The 18,740-nt window shown below is 36.1% G+C and carries 19 protein-coding genes and 1 other annotated feature; all 19 genes read right to left on the bottom strand.

Annotated features, from left to right (window positions below; genetic code table 11):
• Nucleotides 1-51: 51 nt before the first annotated feature.
• The 19 genes from rpsG to cysE all read right to left on the bottom strand — a co-directional run bounded on the left by rpsG (nt 52) and on the right by cysE (nt 18,570).
• Complete coding sequence (rpsG, locus tag FH144_RS09570; protein WP_001137495.1) at nt 52-522, bottom strand: 30S ribosomal protein S7; 471 nt, start codon at nt 520-522, stop codon at nt 52-54.
• A gap of 70 nt (nt 523-592) precedes the next feature.
• Nucleotides 593-1,006 carry a 30S ribosomal protein S12 gene (gene rpsL, locus FH144_RS09565; protein ID WP_107507842.1) on the bottom strand — a complete coding sequence of 138 codons (414 nt, stop codon included), beginning with the start codon at nt 1,004-1,006 and terminating at the stop codon, nt 593-595.
• Nucleotides 1,007-1,096: 90 nt separating this feature from the next.
• Nucleotides 1,097-1,357: a ribosomal L7Ae/L30e/S12e/Gadd45 family protein gene (locus FH144_RS09560; protein WP_103166802.1), complete on the bottom strand. Its 261-nt coding sequence runs from the start codon at nt 1,355-1,357 to the stop codon at nt 1,097-1,099.
• A 331-nt stretch (nt 1,358-1,688) separates the two neighbouring features.
• Entirely contained in the window at nt 1,689-5,282 is a 3,594-nt protein-coding gene (gene rpoC / locus FH144_RS09555; RefSeq protein WP_242315547.1) for a DNA-directed RNA polymerase subunit beta', read from the bottom strand.
• Between the two features lie 227 nt (nt 5,283-5,509).
• Nucleotides 5,510-9,061, bottom strand: a complete 3,552-nt coding sequence (rpoB, locus tag FH144_RS09550) for a DNA-directed RNA polymerase subunit beta (RefSeq protein ID WP_107507839.1) — start codon at nt 9,059-9,061, stop codon at nt 5,510-5,512.
• A 212-nt stretch (nt 9,062-9,273) separates the two neighbouring features.
• Nucleotides 9,274-9,882 (bottom strand): class I SAM-dependent methyltransferase, encoded by a 609-nt coding sequence (locus FH144_RS09545; protein ID WP_242315426.1) that lies wholly within the window; start codon nt 9,880-9,882, stop codon nt 9,274-9,276.
• Between the two features lie 177 nt (nt 9,883-10,059).
• Nucleotides 10,060-10,428: a 50S ribosomal protein L7/L12 gene (gene rplL, locus FH144_RS09540; RefSeq protein WP_103166806.1), complete on the bottom strand. Its 369-nt coding sequence runs from the start codon at nt 10,426-10,428 to the stop codon at nt 10,060-10,062.
• A gap of 39 nt (nt 10,429-10,467) precedes the next feature.
• Nucleotides 10,468-10,968, bottom strand: coding sequence for a 50S ribosomal protein L10 (gene rplJ, locus FH144_RS09535; protein ID WP_107507837.1), 501 nt, complete (start codon nt 10,966-10,968; stop codon nt 10,468-10,470).
• A 37-nt stretch (nt 10,969-11,005) separates the two neighbouring features.
• Nucleotides 11,006-11,158, bottom strand: a sequence feature (ribosomal protein L10 leader region).
• Nucleotides 11,159-11,308: 150 nt separating this feature from the next.
• Nucleotides 11,309-12,004, bottom strand: coding sequence for a 50S ribosomal protein L1 (rplA, locus tag FH144_RS09530; RefSeq protein WP_103166434.1), 696 nt, complete (start codon nt 12,002-12,004; stop codon nt 11,309-11,311).
• A gap of 221 nt (nt 12,005-12,225) precedes the next feature.
• A complete protein-coding gene (gene rplK, locus FH144_RS09525) occupies nt 12,226-12,648 on the bottom strand; it encodes a 50S ribosomal protein L11 (protein ID WP_103166435.1) in 423 nt (140 codons plus the stop codon).
• A gap of 449 nt (nt 12,649-13,097) precedes the next feature.
• Nucleotides 13,098-13,646 carry a transcription termination/antitermination protein NusG gene (gene nusG, locus FH144_RS09520; RefSeq protein WP_103166436.1) on the bottom strand — a complete coding sequence of 183 codons (549 nt, stop codon included), beginning with the start codon at nt 13,644-13,646 and terminating at the stop codon, nt 13,098-13,100.
• A gap of 17 nt (nt 13,647-13,663) precedes the next feature.
• Nucleotides 13,664-13,864, bottom strand: coding sequence for a preprotein translocase subunit SecE (gene secE, locus FH144_RS09515; RefSeq protein WP_107507836.1), 201 nt, complete (start codon nt 13,862-13,864; stop codon nt 13,664-13,666).
• Between the two features lie 59 nt (nt 13,865-13,923).
• A complete protein-coding gene (rpmG, locus tag FH144_RS09510; protein ID WP_107507835.1) occupies nt 13,924-14,067 on the bottom strand; it encodes a 50S ribosomal protein L33 in 144 nt (47 codons plus the stop codon).
• A gap of 140 nt (nt 14,068-14,207) precedes the next feature.
• Nucleotides 14,208-14,804: a sigma-70 family RNA polymerase sigma factor gene (locus FH144_RS09505; RefSeq protein WP_242315424.1), complete on the bottom strand. Its 597-nt coding sequence runs from the start codon at nt 14,802-14,804 to the stop codon at nt 14,208-14,210.
• A gap of 70 nt (nt 14,805-14,874) precedes the next feature.
• On the bottom strand, nt 14,875-15,402 hold the full coding sequence (locus FH144_RS09500; protein WP_242315421.1) for an NYN domain-containing protein: 528 nt from the start codon (nt 15,400-15,402) through the stop codon (nt 14,875-14,877).
• Nucleotides 15,399-16,148: a 23S rRNA (guanosine(2251)-2'-O)-methyltransferase RlmB gene (gene rlmB, locus FH144_RS09495; RefSeq protein WP_107507832.1), complete on the bottom strand. Its 750-nt coding sequence runs from the start codon at nt 16,146-16,148 to the stop codon at nt 15,399-15,401. The genes FH144_RS09500 and rlmB overlap by 4 nt, the downstream gene beginning before the upstream one ends.
• A gap of 8 nt (nt 16,149-16,156) precedes the next feature.
• A complete protein-coding gene (locus FH144_RS09490; protein WP_242315419.1) occupies nt 16,157-16,543 on the bottom strand; it encodes a Mini-ribonuclease 3 in 387 nt (128 codons plus the stop codon).
• Between the two features lies 1 nt (nt 16,544).
• The gene (cysS, locus tag FH144_RS09485) at nt 16,545-17,945 is read right to left on the bottom strand and encodes a cysteine--tRNA ligase (RefSeq protein ID WP_242315417.1); all 1,401 of its coding nucleotides are present in this window, start codon (nt 17,943-17,945) and stop codon (nt 16,545-16,547) included.
• On the bottom strand, nt 17,929-18,570 hold the full coding sequence (cysE, locus tag FH144_RS09480; RefSeq protein ID WP_107507830.1) for a serine O-acetyltransferase: 642 nt from the start codon (nt 18,568-18,570) through the stop codon (nt 17,929-17,931). The genes cysS and cysE overlap by 17 nt, the downstream gene beginning before the upstream one ends.
• Between the last annotated feature and the right edge of the window lie 170 nt (nt 18,571-18,740).

The following is an 18,740-nucleotide window of genomic DNA, read 5'->3' as shown; positions in this document are numbered from 1 at the left end:
ATTCTTGGTAAACCAATTTGTTGGAACACACTCAGGGTTAAAGCTTTTATCTTACCAACGATAGTGAGCAAATGCTTTGTTTGCTTCAGCCATTTTGTGAGTGTCCTCACGTTTCTTAACGGCACCACCTGTATTATTAGCTGCATCTAAGATTTCGTTAGCTAAACGATCTTCCATAGTTTTTTCACCACGAAGACGTGCATAGTTAACTAACCAACGTAATCCTAGAGTAGTACGACGTTCTGGGCGTACCTCAACTGGTACTTGATAGTTTGAACCACCCACACGACGAGCTTTTACTTCTAATACTGGCATAATATTGTTAATTGCTTCTTCGAATACTTCTAAAGCATCGCGACCACTGCGTTGTTCTACAAGGTCAAATGCTGAATAAAGAATTCTTTGTGCTGTTCCGCGTTTACCGTCTAACATAATTTTGTTAATTAATTTAGTAACTAACTTAGAGTTATGAATTGGATCTGGTAATACGTCTCTTTTAGGTACTGATCCTTTACGAGGCATAATGAAAATCCTCCCTTCCTATTATAGTATATTCTTAAAAATTGAAATTAAAATTTACACAATCTTAAACTTAATTTTTAGGTTTTTTAGTTCCGTATAATGAACGGCCTTGTCTACGTCCGTCAACACCTGAAGTATCAAGTGCACCACGTACAATGTGATAACGCACACCAGGTAAGTCTTTTACACGTCCACCACGTACAAGTACAACACTGTGTTCTTGTAAGTTATGGCCGATACCAGGAATGTATGCGTTGATTTCAATATTGTTTGATAAACGCACACGTGCATATTTACGTAACGCTGAGTTAGGTTTTTTAGGTGTCATAGTACCTACACGAGTACAAACACCACGTTTTTGAGGTGAATTTAAGTCAGTAAATTGTTTCTTTTTACTATTGAAACCTCTGTTTAAAGCTGGTGAATCTGATTTCTTAGATTTGCTTTGTCTTGGTTTACGTACTAATTGGTTAATAGTTGGCATTGAAATGTCCTCCTCTCTTCAATTCTTAATTCCACACATCCAGGTGGTTCATTTTTAGATTAAATAAAATTTAGTAAGCAATATTACTTACTAATTCTCATTCAATAACGCAACAATTGTCGCATTAACATTGATACCTACATATTTGCCTAAAGCTTGTTTGCTTTGAAAATATGAAACCGGTATGTTTTTATGATTGATTTGGCTAAATACGCGAGCCATTAAGTAGACTTCAACGTCTTGAGCAATAATCAATGATGCAACTTGATCTTTTTTTAACGCTTTGAGCGTTTGTTTAAGACCAACTACAAAGTGTTGTTTGTTAAAGCGTGCAACTTTTTCATTAGACATTAAAATATCCTCCAAAGTTCTGCTTGCATCAACCTTTACAATAATAACACTTAAAGTAGTAATAAGTCAACAAAATTTGAAGACTTTTCACTCTTTTAAATAAGAAAAATGAAGAGACCAGATTAAATACGTTTAAGAGTTAAGCAAGGCTAAGTGTTTCATCGTTTCTACTTTAAAAATCGATGAATAGCCTATCAAGCTTACTCGAAAAATATAATCTTTTCCGGTCTCTAAAATTTTGAAGGGTAGAAAGCTAGAATTAAAGTTGTACTAACTAGTAGTCATCTTTAATTCTAGTTATTTTATTGAACTATGATAGCTTTCGCTTATCTTATTCAGTAATTTCTACTTCTTCATTTTCAACTACTGGCGTTTCAGCTTTGTCATACTTAACATCGCTATAACGTCTCATACCAGTACCGGCTGGAATTAGCTTACCGATAATAACGTTCTCTTTAAGTCCAAGTAAGTCATCACGTTTACCTTTGATGGCAGCATCTGTAAGTACACGTGTTGTTTCTTGGAATGAAGCTGCAGATAAGAAGCTTTCAGTTTCAAGAGAAGCTTTAGTAATACCAAGTAATACTGGTTTAGCAGTAGCTGGGCGTTTACGTTCTTTGAATGCATCTCTGTTAGCATCAGTAAAGCTATGAATATCTACTAATGAGCCTGGTAATAGTTTAGTGTCACCAGCTTCGATAATTCTAACTTTACGTAACATTTGTCTAACCATTACTTCTACGTGTTTATCGTCGATTTCTACACCTTGCATACGATAAACTTTTTGAACTTCTTTAAGTAAGTAGCTTTCAGTCGCATTTAAACCAGCAACAGCTAAGAAGTTTTTAGGCTCGATTGAACCTTCTGTTAATACTTCACCGCGTTCTACTGATTGACCTACTTCTACTTTCAATCTTGAAGTACCAGAAGCTAGGTAAGATCTTGTTTCATTAGCGCCTTTAATAACAATTTCTTGTTGGCGATCTTTTGCTAATTTAATATCTTCTACGACACCTTCGATTTCAGTAATCACGGCTTGACCTTTTGGATTACGTGCTTCGAAGATTTCTTGGATACGTGGAAGACCTTGCGTGATATCGCTTCCGGCTACTCCACCTGTATGGAATGTACGCATTGTAAGTTGGGTACCTGGTTCACCGATTGATTGAGCGGCAATTGTACCAACTGCTTCACCCACTTCAACTTTTTCACCTGTTGCAAGGTTTTTACCGTAACATTTTTCACAAACACCGTGACGAGTGTTACAAGTAAATGCTGAGCGGATGTACATTTGTTCAATACCAGCATCAGTGATTTGTTTAGCGATTTCAGCTGTGATTAATTCGTCAGGACGGATGATAATTTCATCAGTTTCAGGGTGACGAATTGTTTCTTTAGAATAACGACCTTCGATACGTTCAATGAATGGTTCAATCATTTCTGTACCTTCTCTAATGTCAGAAACTAATAAACCACGGTCTGTACCACAGTCTTCTTCACGTACGATAACGTCTTGTGCAACGTCAACAAGACGACGAGTAAGGTAACCTGAGTCAGCTGTTTTAAGGGCTGTATCGGCAAGACCTTTACGCGCACCGTGTGTAGAGATGAAGTATTCTAATACTGTTAAACCTTCACGGAATGATGAAGTGATTGGTAACTCAATAATTTTACCAGATGGAGCGGCCATTAAACCACGCATACCAGCTAATTGAGTAAAGTTAGATGCGTTACCACGGGCACCAGAGTCACTCATCATGAAGATTGGGTTTGTTTTCTCAAGAGATTGCATTAATTCGCCTTGAATTTGGTCTTTAGCGTCAGTCCAAATTTCAACAACAGCGTTATAACGTTCATCTTCAGTGATTAAACCACGATTGAATTGTTTAGAAACACGTTCAACTAATTTTTCATGTTCATCTAAAATATCTTGTTTATCTGGAAGTACCACGATGTCAGAGACACCTACAGTAATACCAGCTTTAGATGAGAACTTAAATCCTAAGTCTTTCATACGGTCAAGCATCATAGAAGTATCTGTAATGCTAAATCTATTGAAGACTTCAGCGATAATGTTTCCTAAGAATTTTTTATTGAATGGTTCAATAAGTTCTTTATCTTCAAAGTACTCTTTAAGTCCACCTTCACCTAATTGAGTTGGATCAATAAAGTATTTGTCTGGTGTTTTACCTTCAAGGTTATCTTGAGTTGGTTCGTTGATATATGCAAATGAATCAGGGATGATTTCATTGAATATAACTTTACCTACTGAAGTAGCTAAAATTTTATTATTTTGAGCTTCTGTAAATGTAGGGTTGTTAAATGATTGTGCATGTACACCGATACGAGTATGTAAGTGTACATAGCCATTTGCATAAGCTTTAAGTACTTCGTTAGTATCATTAAAGATTGTTCCAGTATTCACTGCATCTTTACGTTCTAAAGTAAGGTAATAGTTACCTAATACCATATCTTGTGATGGTGTAACAACTGGTTTACCATCTTTAGGGTTCAAGATGTTTTGAGCAGCTAGCATTAACATACGCGCTTCCGCTTGTGCTTCTTTAGATAAAGGTACGTGAACAGCCATTTGGTCACCGTCAAAGTCCGCATTGTAAGCTGTTGTTACAAGTGGGTGAAGACGGATTGCACGACCTTCTACTAATGTAGGTTCAAAGGCTTGGATACCTAATCTGTGAAGTGTAGGGGCACGGTTAAGTAATACTGGATGTTCTCTAATAACATCTTCTAATACGTCCCATACTTCATCGTCCATGCGTTCAATTTTACTTTTAGCATTTTTGATGTTTGTAGCAATTTCACGTTGAACTAATTCTTTCATTACGAAAGGTTTAAATAATTCAAGTGCCATTTCTTTAGGTAGACCACATTGATACATTTTCAAGCTAGGTCCTACAGCGATAACTGAACGGCCTGAGTAGTCAACACGTTTACCAAGTAAGTTTTGACGGAAACGACCTTGTTTACCTTTTAACATATGTGAAAGTGATTTCAACGGTCTGTTACCTGGACCAGTAACTGGACGACCACGACGACCGTTATCGATTAAAGCATCTACTGCTTCTTGTAACATACGTTTTTCGTTTTGAACGATGATGCCAGGAGCACCTAAGTCTAATAAACGTTTTAAACGGTTGTTACGGTTGATAACACGACGGTATAAGTCGTTTAAGTCACTTGTTGCAAAACGTCCACCGTCTAATTGAACCATTGGACGAATTTCTGGTGGGATGATTGGAAGTACATCTAAAATCATCCATGCTGGATTGTTACCAGAATGTCTGAATGATTCAACGACTTCTAAACGTTTAATGGCACGAGTTAATCTTTGACCAGTCGCAGATTCTAACTCGTCACGTAACGTTTTTAATTCTTCATCTAAGTTAATTTCTTCTAATAGATTTTTAATACCTTCAGCACCCATTTTAGCTACAAATTGGCCTGGGTATTTATCATAGTAATCTCTAAATTCTGCTTCAGATAATAGAGATTTTTTCTCTAAGCCAGTTGGACCTGGATCTACAACTACATATGATGCGAAGTAGATAACTTCTTCTAAAGCTCTTGGAGACATGTCTAATAGAAGTCCCATACGACTTGGAATTCCTTTGAAGTACCAGATGTGAGATACAGGTGCTGCTAATTCAATATGCCCCATTCTTTCACGACGCACTTTAGATTTAGTTACTTCTACACCACATCTATCACATACCATGCCTTTGTAGCGTACACGTTTGTACTTACCACAACTACATTCCCAGTCTTTTGTAGGTCCGAATATTCTTTCACAGAAAAGACCATCTTTTTCTGGTTTCAAAGTACGATAGTTAATTGTTTCAGGCTTTTTAACTTCACCGTATGACCAAGAACGGATTTTTTCAGGTGAGGCTAAACCGATTTTCATATAATGGAAATTATTTACATCAATCAAGGAGCCTACCTCCTTCAATTTAGATTAGCTGTGCTATTTGATTGATTTACATTTATTGAAACTAAAATATTAGAAAGAAGTGAAATCAGTGAGGTAAGGGTGAGACACTCATATGAGTGCTCTAGGAAACCGGCAAACGGTCTCCTACCCTCCTCTGCTGAATTTCTACCTTCTTACAGTATTTTTAACTTAATAGCGAATTAGTCAGTAGTTTCTTTTTGTGTTTCTGGAACATCTTTTTGTTGTAAATCTACTTTGCGTTCAGTTGCATCTTCGTCATCAACGTCCGCCATTTCGATTTCATTATCTTGTTCGTCCATCACTTTGACATCTAAACCTAAACTTTGTAATTCTTTCATCAATACGCGGAATGATTCAGGAACACTTGGTCTAGAGATGTTTTCACCTTTAACGATAGATTCGTAAGTTTTAACACGACCTACAGTATCGTCAGATTTATAAGTTAGGATTTCTTGTAATGTGTATGCAGCACCGTATGCTTCAAGTGCCCATACCTCCATTTCACCGAAACGTTGTCCACCGAATTGTGCTTTACCACCAAGTGGTTGTTGTGTAACAAGTGAGTATGGACCAGTTGAACGAGCATGTAATTTGTCATCAACCATGTGGGCAAGTTTAAGCATGTACATTACACCAACAGAAATACGGTTATCAAATGGTTCACCAGTACGTCCGTCGTATAAGACAGTTTTACCGTCACGTGCCATGCCTGCTTCTTCGATTGTTGACCATACATCTTCGTCGCTCGCACCATCGAATACTGGAGATGCAACGTGGATGCCTAAGTTCTTAGCAGCCATACCTAAGTGTAATTCTAATACTTGTCCGATGTTCATACGAGATGGTACACCAAGTGGGTTTAACATGATATCAATTGGACGTCCATCTGGTAAGTAAGGCATATCTTCTTCAGGAACAATCTTAGAGATAACCCCTTTATTACCGTGACGACCACACATTTTATCCCCAACGTGGATTTTACGTTTTTGAACGATGTAAACACGTACAAGTTGGTTTACACCTGGAGATAACGTATCATCGCCTTCTTCACGATTGAAGACTTTTACGTCTAGAACGATACCGCCTGCACCGTGTGGTACACGTAATGAAGTATCGCGCACTTCACGTGCTTTTTCACCGAAGATTGCGTGTAATAATCTTTCTTCAGCTGTTAATTCAGTTACACCTTTAGGCGTTACTTTACCTACTAAGATGTCACCGTCTTTAACTTCAGCACCAACGTATACAATACCGCGTTCGTCTAAGTTTTTCAGTGCATTTTCAGAAACGTTAGGAATATCACGTGTGATTTCTTCAGGTCCTAGTTTAGTATCACGAGCTTCTGATTCATATTCTTCGATATGAATTGAAGTATAAACGTCATCTTTAACTAAACGTTCACTCATGATTACAGCATCCTCATAGTTGTAACCGTCCCAAGTCATGAAACCAACAACTACGTTACGACCTAAGGCCATTTCACCTAATTCCATTGAAGGACCGTCAGCTAAAATTTCATTATATTCAACTACATCGCCAATTGAAACAATTGGACGTTGGTTATAACAAGTACCTGTATTTGAACGTTTAAATTTAGCTAATGGATAACGATCTAATTCACCTTCGTGTTCAGTACCATTTTCTTCTACTAAACGACGAACTAAAATTTCTTTAGATTCAACGTGTTCTACGCGTCCTCTGTGTTTTGCTGTGATTGCAGCCCCAGAGTCACGAGCAGCTACGTGTTCCATACCTGTACCAACAAATGGTGCTTCAGTATTCATCAATGGTACCGCTTGACGTTGCATGTTGGCACCCATTAATGCACGGTTAGAGTCATCGTTTTCTAAGAATGGGATACATGCTGTCGCAGCTGAAACAACTTGTTTAGGAGATACGTCCATGTAGTCCATTTTCTCTTTAGCCATAACTGTGTTATTACCACGGAAACGACAAACAACTTCGTCATCTAAGAAACGACCATTTTCATCTAGACGAGAGTTCGCTTGGGCAACAACATAGCTATCTTCTTCATCTGCAGTTAAGTAGTCAATTTGTTCTGTAATTGAGTTAGTGTCTAAATCTACTTTACGATATGGTGTTTCGATAAAGCCAAACTCGTTTACACGTGCATAACTAGATAATGAGTTGATTAATCCGATGTTTGGTCCCTCTGGAGTCTCGATTGGACACATACGGCCATAGTGAGAATAATGAACGTCACGTACTTCCATTTGAGCACGTTCACGTGTTAAACCACCAGGTCCTAATGCAGAAAGACGACGTTTATGTGTCAACTCAGCTAATGGGTTAGCTTGGTCCATGAATTGTGATAATTGAGAGCTACCAAAGAACTCTTTAATTGATGCAATTACAGGACGAATATTAATTAATTGTTGTGGAGTGATTGAGTCAGTGTCTTGAATAGACATTCTTTCACGTACAACACGTTCCATTCTAGATAAACCAATACGGAATTGGTTTTGTAAAAGTTCGCCAACTGAACGTAAACGACGATTACCTAAATGGTCAATATCATCTGTATAGCCAATACCATTTAATAAGTTAAAGAAATAACTCATTGATGCAATGATGTCAGCAGGTGTAATACATTTAACTTCTGAATCTGGTAACGCGTTACCGATTACAGTAGTTGTACGTGCTTCTTCATCATTAGGCACATAGACTTTGATTGATTGAATTTCTACAGGTTCGTCAATTACGCTACCTTCTAATTCAAACACTTCACTATTCGCATTCGTTTCTAAAACTTCCATAATTTCGTCTAATTTACGACGGTCTAAAACTGTGCCTTCTTCAGCAACAATTTCGCCAGTTTCGCTATTAACGATTGGTTCAGCTAATTTTTGATTAAATAAACGATGTTTTAAGTGTAATTTTTTATTGGCTTTGTAACGACCAACACTAGCTAAATCATAACGTTTTGGGTCGAAAAAGCGTGAGTATAATAAACTTTTAGCGTTTTCCACTGTTGGTGGTTCACCAGGACGTAAACGTTCATAAATTTCTAGTAGTGCTTGTTCTGTATTTTCAGTGCTATCTTTTTCAAGCGTATTACGTAAGTATTCACTATCACCAAGTAAATCAATAATTTCTTGATCATTAGAGAAACCTAAAGCACGTAATAATACTGTTAATGGTAATTTACGTGTTCTATCAATACGTACGTAGACTACATCTTTAGCATCTGTTTCATATTCTAACCACGCACCACGGTTAGGAATAATTGTTGCATCGTAGTTTTCACGACCGTTTTTATCTATTTTTTCATTGAAGTATACTGATGGTGAACGAACTAATTGTGAGACGATAACACGTTCCGCACCATTAATTACGAACGTACCTGTATCAGTCATTAATGGGAAATCACCCATAAATACTTCTTGTTCTTTAACTTCGCCAGTTTCTTTGATAATTAGACGCACTTTAACACGAAGAGGTGCAGCATAAGTAGCGTCACGGTTTTTCGATTCTTCTAAATCGTATTTTGGTTCACCTAATCGATAATCTACAAATTCTAAAGAAAGGTTGCCAGTGAAATCTTCAATTGGAGAAATATCACGGAACATTTCTAATAAACCTTCTTTTAGGAACCAGTCGTAAGATTTAGTTTGAATTTCTATTAAGTTCGGTAATTCTAACACTTCTGAAATTCTCGCATAGTTTCTACGTTTACGATGTCTTCCATATTGGACAACTTGACCTGCCAAACAGATTCACCCCTCAAAAATTGTGTGATTCACCTAAACACGAAAGAAAATTCGTATAACAAGACAAAAAGAAAACGGCAACACAATTATTGATGACACCATTTTCGATTCTTTAATTATTCTTGTTTTACGTACTCATTTCGCGTAAAAGTACACACTTATTGAACATAAATTTTTACATTTTATAACTATATCAGAATACTAATTTGAAATCAACCTTTTAGGCTTTTCAGAATATAGTATCCCTTATTTTTATTTACAACTTCGACATGATTAAATATTTCTTCCATTTTCTTTTTAGCAGAACGCATACCTTGTTTCTTTTGAATTACAACGTATAATTCACCATTTAACTTAAGCTTTTGGTAAGCTTCTTCGAAAATGCGATGAACAACATCTTTACCAGCTCTAATAGGCGGATTCGTTAGTACAAAATCATAATAATTATCTTCTAGTTGAGATAATCCATCGCTTTCTCTAATAGATACATTCTCAATTCGATTCGCCTTTTTATTCTTTTCAGCCAAAGATAAGGCGCGTTGATTAACATCGACCATAGTAATTTGATGATGCGGTGAAACTTTGGCAATCATCAAACCGATTGGGCCATAGCCACAACCAACATCGACAATATTTTTACTAGGACCTGGCGGATGTTCATTTAAAAAGGTTTGAACGAGTGTATCAGAGCCAAAATCGACTTTACCTTTAGAAAACACACCAGCATCAGTCGTCAATTTTAATTCATTTTGATGATAGCGATACTGTATGATTTTTTCATCACTTTGCACTTCAGGGTTTTCATCATAATAATGCCCCATATTTCCACCTCTTCGTCATTGTTCATCATTCATTTCTTCTAGAAAATGAAGTAAAAACCCCGTTATCGTGATAACGGGGTTTTAATTTCTCAAAGAATGTAGGTTACATTCACATGAAATTCTATGACTAGTAATTCATGCAATGTATAACCTATATATTAAGTTAAGATACGAGAATTATTTTAATTCTACTGTAGCTCCAACTTCTTCTAATTGTTCTTTAAGTTTTTCAGCTTCGTCTTTAGCAAGCGCTTCTTTGATTACTTTAGGAGCGTTGTCTACTAAGTCTTTAGCGTCTTTTAATCCTAAGCCAGTTGCTTCTTTAACAGCTTTAACAACTTTGATTTTTGAAGATCCAGCTGAAGTTAATTCAACGTCAAATTCAGTTTTTTCAGCTGCTGCGTCTCCGCCACCAGCTGCACCAGCTGCTGCTACAGGAGCTGCTGCTGTTACACCAAATTCTTCTTCAATTGCTTTTACTAAGTCGTTTAATTCTAATACTGACATTTCTTTAATTGCTTCAATGATTTGTTCTTGATTAGCCATTTTATATTTCCTCCATTTATTTTAAAATTTTATGCGCGATTACTCAGCGCTTTCTTCTTTTTGTTCTCCAACAGCTTTAACCGCATAAGCGAAGTTGCGTACTGGAGCTTGTAATACTGATAAAAGCATAGATACAAGACCATCGTGTGAAGGTAATGAACCAACAGTTTTAACTTCTTCTGCTGAGATTACGCTACCTTCCATAACGCCTGTTTTGATTTCTAAAGCTTCGTGTTCTTTAGCAAATCCTGCGATAACTTTCGCTGGCGCTACTACATCTTCAGTTGAAGTTGCAACAGCTGTAGGACCTGTTAAGAATTCATCTAAGCCTTCGATACCTGCTTGTTCAGCTGCACGACGAACCATTGTGTTTTTGTATACTTTATACTCAACACCAGCTTCACGTAATTGTGAACGAAGTTCAGTTACTTCAGAAACAGTTAAGCCACGGTAGTCAACGATAACAGTTGAAACTGAATTTTTAAGTTGTTCAGCAATAACGTCAACTTGTTGTTTTTTAGCTTCAATAATAGCAGACATTCAGACACCTCCATTTTTATTTTTGGTGCTTTTTTTAATATTAATAAAAAAAGCACTTTCTACCCACGGCAAAAAGTGCTTGAAAGATCATTTGAATGATCATCACGTTCAAGTCAATTTTAGCCTCGGTAGGATAAATTTTAAGTTATCAAATAACTCCTACTGTCTTAGGTAAAATAATCACAATAAATAATATAACCTTATTACTACTACATGTCAAACCTTTTTTTCAAAAATATTTTTATCTTGAAAGTTAGTTAGTTTGTTTGATAGTAGTTAATTTTCAAAAAAACTGGCGGTGCATGCACACTACCAGTTTTATCTATATCATTAATTTAAATTATAATTTGAATGATGAAGTATCAATTTTAACTCCAGGACCCATTGTTGTAGTTACAGCAACAGATTTGAAGTAAGTACCTTTAGCTGAAGATGGTTTAGCTTTTGCTAAAACGTCTTGTAAAGCTTTGAAGTTTTCAACTAATTTTTCATCGCTAAATGAAACTTTACCGATTGAAGCATGTACGATACCAGCTTTTTCAGCACGGTATTCAACTTTACCAGCTTTGATTTCTTCTACAGCTTTTTTAACATCCATAGTTACTGTACCAGTTTTAGGGTTAGGCATTAATCCTTTAGGTCCTAATACACGACCTAATTTACCAACTTCGCCCATCATATCTGGAGTAGCTACTACTACGTCAAAGTCGAACCAACCTTGTTGGATTTTTTGTACATAGTCAGATTCACCTACGTAATCTGCTCCTGCTTCTTCTGCTTCAGTGATTTTGTCACCTTTAGCAAATACTAATACACGTTGTGATTTACCAGTACCGTTTGGTAGCACTACTGCACCACGGATTTGTTGGTCATTTTTACGTGTATCAATTCCTAAACGGAAAGCTACTTCAACTGATGCATCAAAGTTAGCAATGCTTGTTTCTTTAGCTAAGCTAATTGCTTCTTCAACACTATAGTGTTGAGTACGATCAACTTTATTAGCTGCTTCTTGATACTTTTTACCTTTTTTAGCCATTTATTGTTCCTCCTTTAGTGGTTTTAGCGGAATTTCCTCCCACGCTTACTTGTGTGTCACACAAGTTAAGAGCAGATAACAGATGAATGCCTTAACTTTTTGTAAACTAATAAAAGTTTACTCATTTCTCAGACTAATCATAGACAATATGATTCGTTGTCATTTCTGTTACCTGCTATCGTCTATCAGTTATTTCAAAGTTAAACTTTTGTATTCGATAATTATTGTACAGTGATACCCATACTACGAGCAGTACCTTCGATAATACGCATAGCTGCTTCTTCGTCTGCAGCGTTTAAGTCTTGCATTTTGCTTTGAGCAATTTCACGTACTTGATCTTTAGTTACTGTAGCAACTTTAGTTTTGTTAGGTTCACCAGAACCTTTTTCAATACCAGCTGCTTTTTTAAGTAGTACTGGAGCCGGTGGAGTTTTAGTAATGAATGTAAATGAACGGTCTTCATATACACTGATTTCTACCGGAATGATTAAACCTGCTTGTTCTTGCGTACGTGCATTGAATTCTTTACAGAATCCCATAATATTCACACCTGCTTGACCTAATGCTGGACCAACTGGTGGTGCTGGGTTTGCTTTACCTGCAGGAATTTGTAATTTAACTACTTTTTCTACTTTTTTAGCCACGATGTGCACCTCCTTGATATCGTGATGTGGTCACAGGGCTCAGTTTTGCCCTCCCACTCATAAACATTTCGTGACGAAATGAGCGTTATAAAAACGCGACCACATTATTTTAACACTGAATATACGTAAAAAGCAATAGTAAAATTTCATCTTTATTTGTATTTCAGTGAGAGCGTTGACATAAATATAGGGAGTGGGATAGAAATCTAATGTAATTTCAAAGATTTCGTCGTCCCACCCCGGCAAGGTTGACTAGGAATGAAGAAAGTGAGGCTCGAGCGCCTCTTCATTTCAGACAACTACTGCCAAATTCCAAAGACTTCGTCGTCTCGCCATGGCAAAGTTGACTAGAGATGAAGAAAGTACGGTTTCAACGTACCTTCTTCACAGTCAACTAATACCAAAACTAAAGCTGAGCCATTTTTATATTAATGCCTCAACTCTATCTTTTATAGCTTTTCGATTTGATCAAATTCAACTTCTACTGGTGTTTCTCTACCAAACATATCTACCAGTACAGTTAATTTGAATTTATCTGGTTCGATTTCTTGAACTTCACCGACTTGGTTAGCAAATGGACCTGATTTAATTCGAACTTGTTCACCCACGTCTAATTCAACGTCGATTGTTTTTTCTTTAAGTCCCATTTGTTTTAAAATGAATCTCATTTCTTCAGGTAGTAATGGGTTTGGTTTAGATCCAGCTCCAGCTGAACCTACGAAACCTGTAACACCTGGTGTATTACGTACTACGTACCATGACTCATCTGTCATTACTAATTCTACTAATACGTAACCAGGAAATGTTTTTTTAACTTGTTTCTTAGCTTTACCATCTTTAACTTGGGTTTCTTCTTCTTCTGGTATGACAACTCTAAAAATCTGTTCTGTCATATTCATTGATTCTACTCTTTTTTCTAAATTCTTTTTAACCTTGTTCTCATATCCAGAATATGTATGCACAGCATACCAACGCTTTGCGCCAACCTCTTCAGACATGTTGTCACTCCTTACTCTTATCTAAATAATTCTATTAAATTACCAATACCTAAGTCTAATACCCAGAAAAAGATCATGAAGAAAATTACTGTAGATACTACAATTACAGTATATTTAAAAAGTTCTTCTTTTGTAGGCCAACTTGTTTTTTCCATTTCACTTTTTACGCCTTGGAAGAAACTTTCTTTTTCTTTACCTGTGCCTTTATCTTTAGCCATCAAAATTACCTCCACACTCACGCTTAATTAGCCATTCGCTATAATAACATTGTTCGCTATTACTTTGACTCTTTATGAATCGTATGTGCATTACATCTTGAACAATACTTTTTTAACTCTAATCTTATTGCAGATTTTTCGTTTTTCGGAACGGTATAATTTCTATTACCGCAAACCTCACAAATTAAAGGTACTTTTTTCACTACTATTCACCTTTGCTCATTTTAACACCAGTATACTATACATAAATCTAACATTAAATGTCAAACGGCTATAGTTTGAAAGCCCGATACATTCTACTTAAAATAAGAGCTTTTCACTCAATCTTCAACCATCAGCAAGACTACTGCATTGAATCATAATATTTTGTTAAATAATCTTTCATTTTCATTTTACAACGTTGAATAGTATTGTAAACTACTTTATCTTTCACACCTAATGCCTTGGCTATTTCTATTGGCGAATAATCCAATAACATTAGCTTAGCCACACGGCTTTCCAACTTGCTCAAACGACCCAAACTACGTTCTAATTGTTCTCTTTGTTCTTGTCTTAGATATGCTTCTTCCGTTTTCTTTGCAAAATGATTCGATTGATAAGTCACGATGTATTCATTAATAAATGTATCTTGCTTATGAAGTTCAGTATATTTTTTTCTCCAAAAATCTTTCTTCATCGAATAAACTATACAATTCAAATAATGTTCAAACGGTATCCCCATATTAAAATCAAATGTTGGTAAAGCCAAATAAATTCTAATCATTATTTCTTGCATCAAATCTTTAAGATCTTCTTCAACAGTACCTAAACTTTTAAATTTTATAAAAAGAATAGGTTGTAAGTGACAAACGATTTGAGTGAATACTCGTTCTCGCTCACAAGCATTATGACTACATTGAAATTGTTTAAATAGCTCTTCTAGTTGTAATTGTTGCACCATAAACTATACCTTTCGCGTTAAATTAGCCATAGTTTATATGAAACAATCTTTAACTTGCAAGAGCGCTATTTTAGTCCTTTTTATGGTTGCCACGTCTAATTTTCTCAAATTCTGCAAGTACATCATTAGATAACGAAATTCGAGTTCTTGGTTTACTTTCAATTATGTTGTCTAACGATTTACTTACCGTAATTTCGTTTTCTTTTAAATCACGCCACATTTCTCTAGAAGATACTCTGTATGCACCAGCTCCGAAAATAGCATGTTGCTCACTCATATCACTCGTTACCACTGTAATATGCGTTGTATGTTTATTATATAGGTTATAAACATAGCATTCTATATAGCTATCTGCTGTTTCCTTTTCCTTAGTGAAGACCGTCTTAACACCATGATAAATGTATTCTCTTTCGATACCAGATTGTTCATATGCATCGAACACACATACAATTTCATCTGCTACTACGGCGTTATAATTGGCGATAGCGTCTAAGAGTTGTTCTCGTGCCTCTTGCAAATTGTCTCGAGCAATCCTACTAAGCTCAGGTGATTGGCCTATCATGTTATAGCCATCAATGATTAAGTATCTATCCTTCATGCTTGTTCTCCGACTTGATGTCTTTTACGATATACTTCATACATCATTAAACTTGCTGCTACAGAGGCATTCAGACTATTTACATGACCTACCATTGGAATCTTGATATAGAAGTCACATTTATCCTTAACGAGTCTACTCATACCTTGGCCTTCACTGCCAATAACAATTGCTAATGGCATATCAGCTGCCATGTCTCTATAATCAGTTGCGTTATCCGCTTCGGCTCCGGCTACCCAATAACCATTGTCTTTTAACTCATCAATCGTTTTCGATAAGTTAGTGACACGCATAACGGGAACATGTTGAATCGCTCCAGTTGAAGCTTTAGCCACTGTTTGTGTTAGTGCTACTGAGCGTCTTTTAGGAATGATAACACCGTCAACGCCACTTGCATCCGCTGTTCTTAAAATTGAACCTAAATTATGAGGATCTTCTAAACCGTCTAAAATGACAACAGTTGATAGACCTTCTTTTTCTTTTTGAGTTTTAATAAACTGATCAAAATCTGCATATTCGTATGGAGCAATTAATGCTGCTACCCCTTGATGAGGTGCATCTGCTAAATTATCTATTTTAGATTTTGGTACTGTTTGAACAATCAATTTTTGCTCTTTTGCATTTTGTAAAATGTCATTGATTTGTTGCTTTCTAATACCTTCTTGAATCCAAATCTTATTTATTGTATGGCCAGAAACAATTGCTTCTTTTACAGCATGTCTACCGACAATTACGATATCTTCCATTGTTCTCACTACCTTTCATTCACTGTTTGAACAATCGTATCAAGTAAATTCTTCAATCTATCTTCTTGATGTTCTAAATATAAAAAGCCTATCACTGCTTCTAAGCCTGAACTTTTACGATATGTTTGTATATCTGTATTTTTAGCTTTCGTATGACTTTTAGCATTGCGTCCTCGTTTCACAATGTCTAATTCTTCATCTGTAAACCAACCTGTTTCAATAAGCGTTTCAAGCGTTTGTGCCTGACTCTTAGCAGACACATAGCTTTTTGAAACGTGATGTAAACGATTGGGCTTACTTTGTAACTTAAGCACAATATATTCTCTTACATGTTGATCTAACACGGCGTCGCCCATATAAGCCAAAGTTAAAGGATTTAATAATCTAATATTCATCTTAACCACGTTTGAAACGCACACCTTGTGGCGTATCTTCTAAAATAATATTTTGTTCTTTTAACATATCTCTAATTTCATCTGCACGCGCAAAATCTTTGTTCTTACGTGCTTCATTACGTTCTTCGATTAATTTTTCGATATCTTCATCAAGTAACATGTCAGATTCTTTCCCTTTAAGTGGAACGCCAAGCACATCACTAAAGATTTGATAAACGTCTTTAAATCGTTGAATCACTTTAGTAGACGTTGTGTTTTCTAACACATATTTATTTGCTAATTTAGTTAAGTCGTACCAAGCTGTAACTGCATTGGCAGTGTTAAAGTCATCATCCATAACCGTTTCGAATTGTTCCAAAATATGATCTACTTGTTCAACGTAATTAGATTGGTCTGCAATATCTGTAGCTATTGCTTCTCGTTCCTCGATCAATTTATAGCTATTACGAATACGTTCTAAACCACTCTTAGCCGCATTAACAAGTTCTAAATTATAGTTAATAGGACTTCTATAATGGACACTAATCATAAAGAAACGTAAGACGTCTGGGTCAACTTCTTTGATTATGTCGTGTACTAAAATAAAGTTGCCTAGTGATTTACTCATTTTTTCATTATCAATATTAATGAATCCATTGTGCATCCAATAGTTCGCAAATGGCGCATGGTTATGCGCTTCTGATTGAGCGATTTCATTTTCATGGTGTGGGAATTGTAAATCTGATCCCCCAGCATGGATATCAATCGTCTTGCCTAATTCGTGATACGCCATAACTGAACATTCAATATGCCAGCCTGGACGACCTTCGCCAAATGGACTTTCCCAGCTTATTTCACCTGGTTTCGCTTTTTTCCATAGTGTGAAGTCTAGGGCGTCTTCTTTTTGTTCACCCGCTTCAATACGTGCGCCTACTTTTAAATCGTCGATAGATTGATGACTTAATTTACCATAGCCCTCAAACTCACGAGTTCTAAAGTAAACGTCACCGTCACTTTCATAGGCATAGCCTTCATCAACTAATTTTTTAATAAATGCAATAATTTCATCCATATGATTCATTACACGTGGATTAGAAGACGCTTTTTTTACATTTAAAGCACCTACATCTTCATAAAACGCTTTAATATATTTATCAGCAATTTCAGGTACGCTTTCGTTCAATTCTTTAGAACGTTTAATCAATTTATCGTCAACGTCTGTGAAGTTTGAAACATAAGTTACTTCATAGCCTTTGTACTCGAAATAACGACGTACGACGTCATAGTTAATTGCTGGTCGCGCGTTACCAATGTGGATATAGTTATATACTGTTGGACCACATACATACATTTTTACCTTACCTGGTTCGATAGGTTTAAACGTCTCTTTCTGACGAGTTAATGTATTATATAATGTAATCATCTTTAATCTCTCCGTTCTTAGCTTTTTCAAGTTGTTTCTCTAGTTGCTTAATTTGTTCATATAATGGGTCAGGTAAATTACGGTGATCGAATGTTTTACCAATGCGTTTACCTTGTTGCTTAACAATATGACCTGGAATACCGACAACAGTTGTATAGCTTGGAACTGATTGTAAAACAACTGAATTTGCGCCGATATTAACATTTGAATCGATTTGAATATTGCCTAAAATTTTTGATCCTGCTGCTATTAATACATTGTCGCCAATATCTGGGTGTCGTTTACCTTTTTCTTTACCCGTACCACCTAATGTTACGCCTTGATAAATCGTCACATTATCTCCAATAGTACATGTTTCTCCAATAACTACCCCCATGCCGTGGTCAATGAATAAACGTTTGCCAATTCTAGCACCTGGATGAATTTCAATCCCTGTGAAAAATCGTGAAATTTGAGATATGATTCTAGCTAATACATACCGTTTTTTATTATACAATTTATGCGCAATTAAGTGACTCCACACCGCATGTAAACCCGCATATGTTGTAATCACTTCAAACGTTGTACGTGCTGCTGGATCTTGTTCAAATACCATTTTCACATCGTCTCTAATTCTTTTTATCAAGACTGTCGCCCCCTCAGTTTTTTAAAAAGTAATAAATCCAACTCTTTCAACTACTAAAACTTCAAATAGATTAGTAAAATAGCGCCCCTAACACTGTAATAGATGCTAGAGGCGCTATCGCACGGTTCCACTCTGTATTTTAGACAAGACATACTCAACAATAATCAACT

Origin of the sequence: Staphylococcus sp. acrmy (assembly GCF_022690565.1) — a bacterium.
Taxonomy (GTDB): Bacteria; Bacillota; Bacilli; order Staphylococcales; family Staphylococcaceae; genus Staphylococcus; species Staphylococcus caledonicus.
The sequence above is the reverse complement of the archived record's forward strand: the minus strand, read 5'-3'. Positions and strand labels throughout refer to the sequence as shown.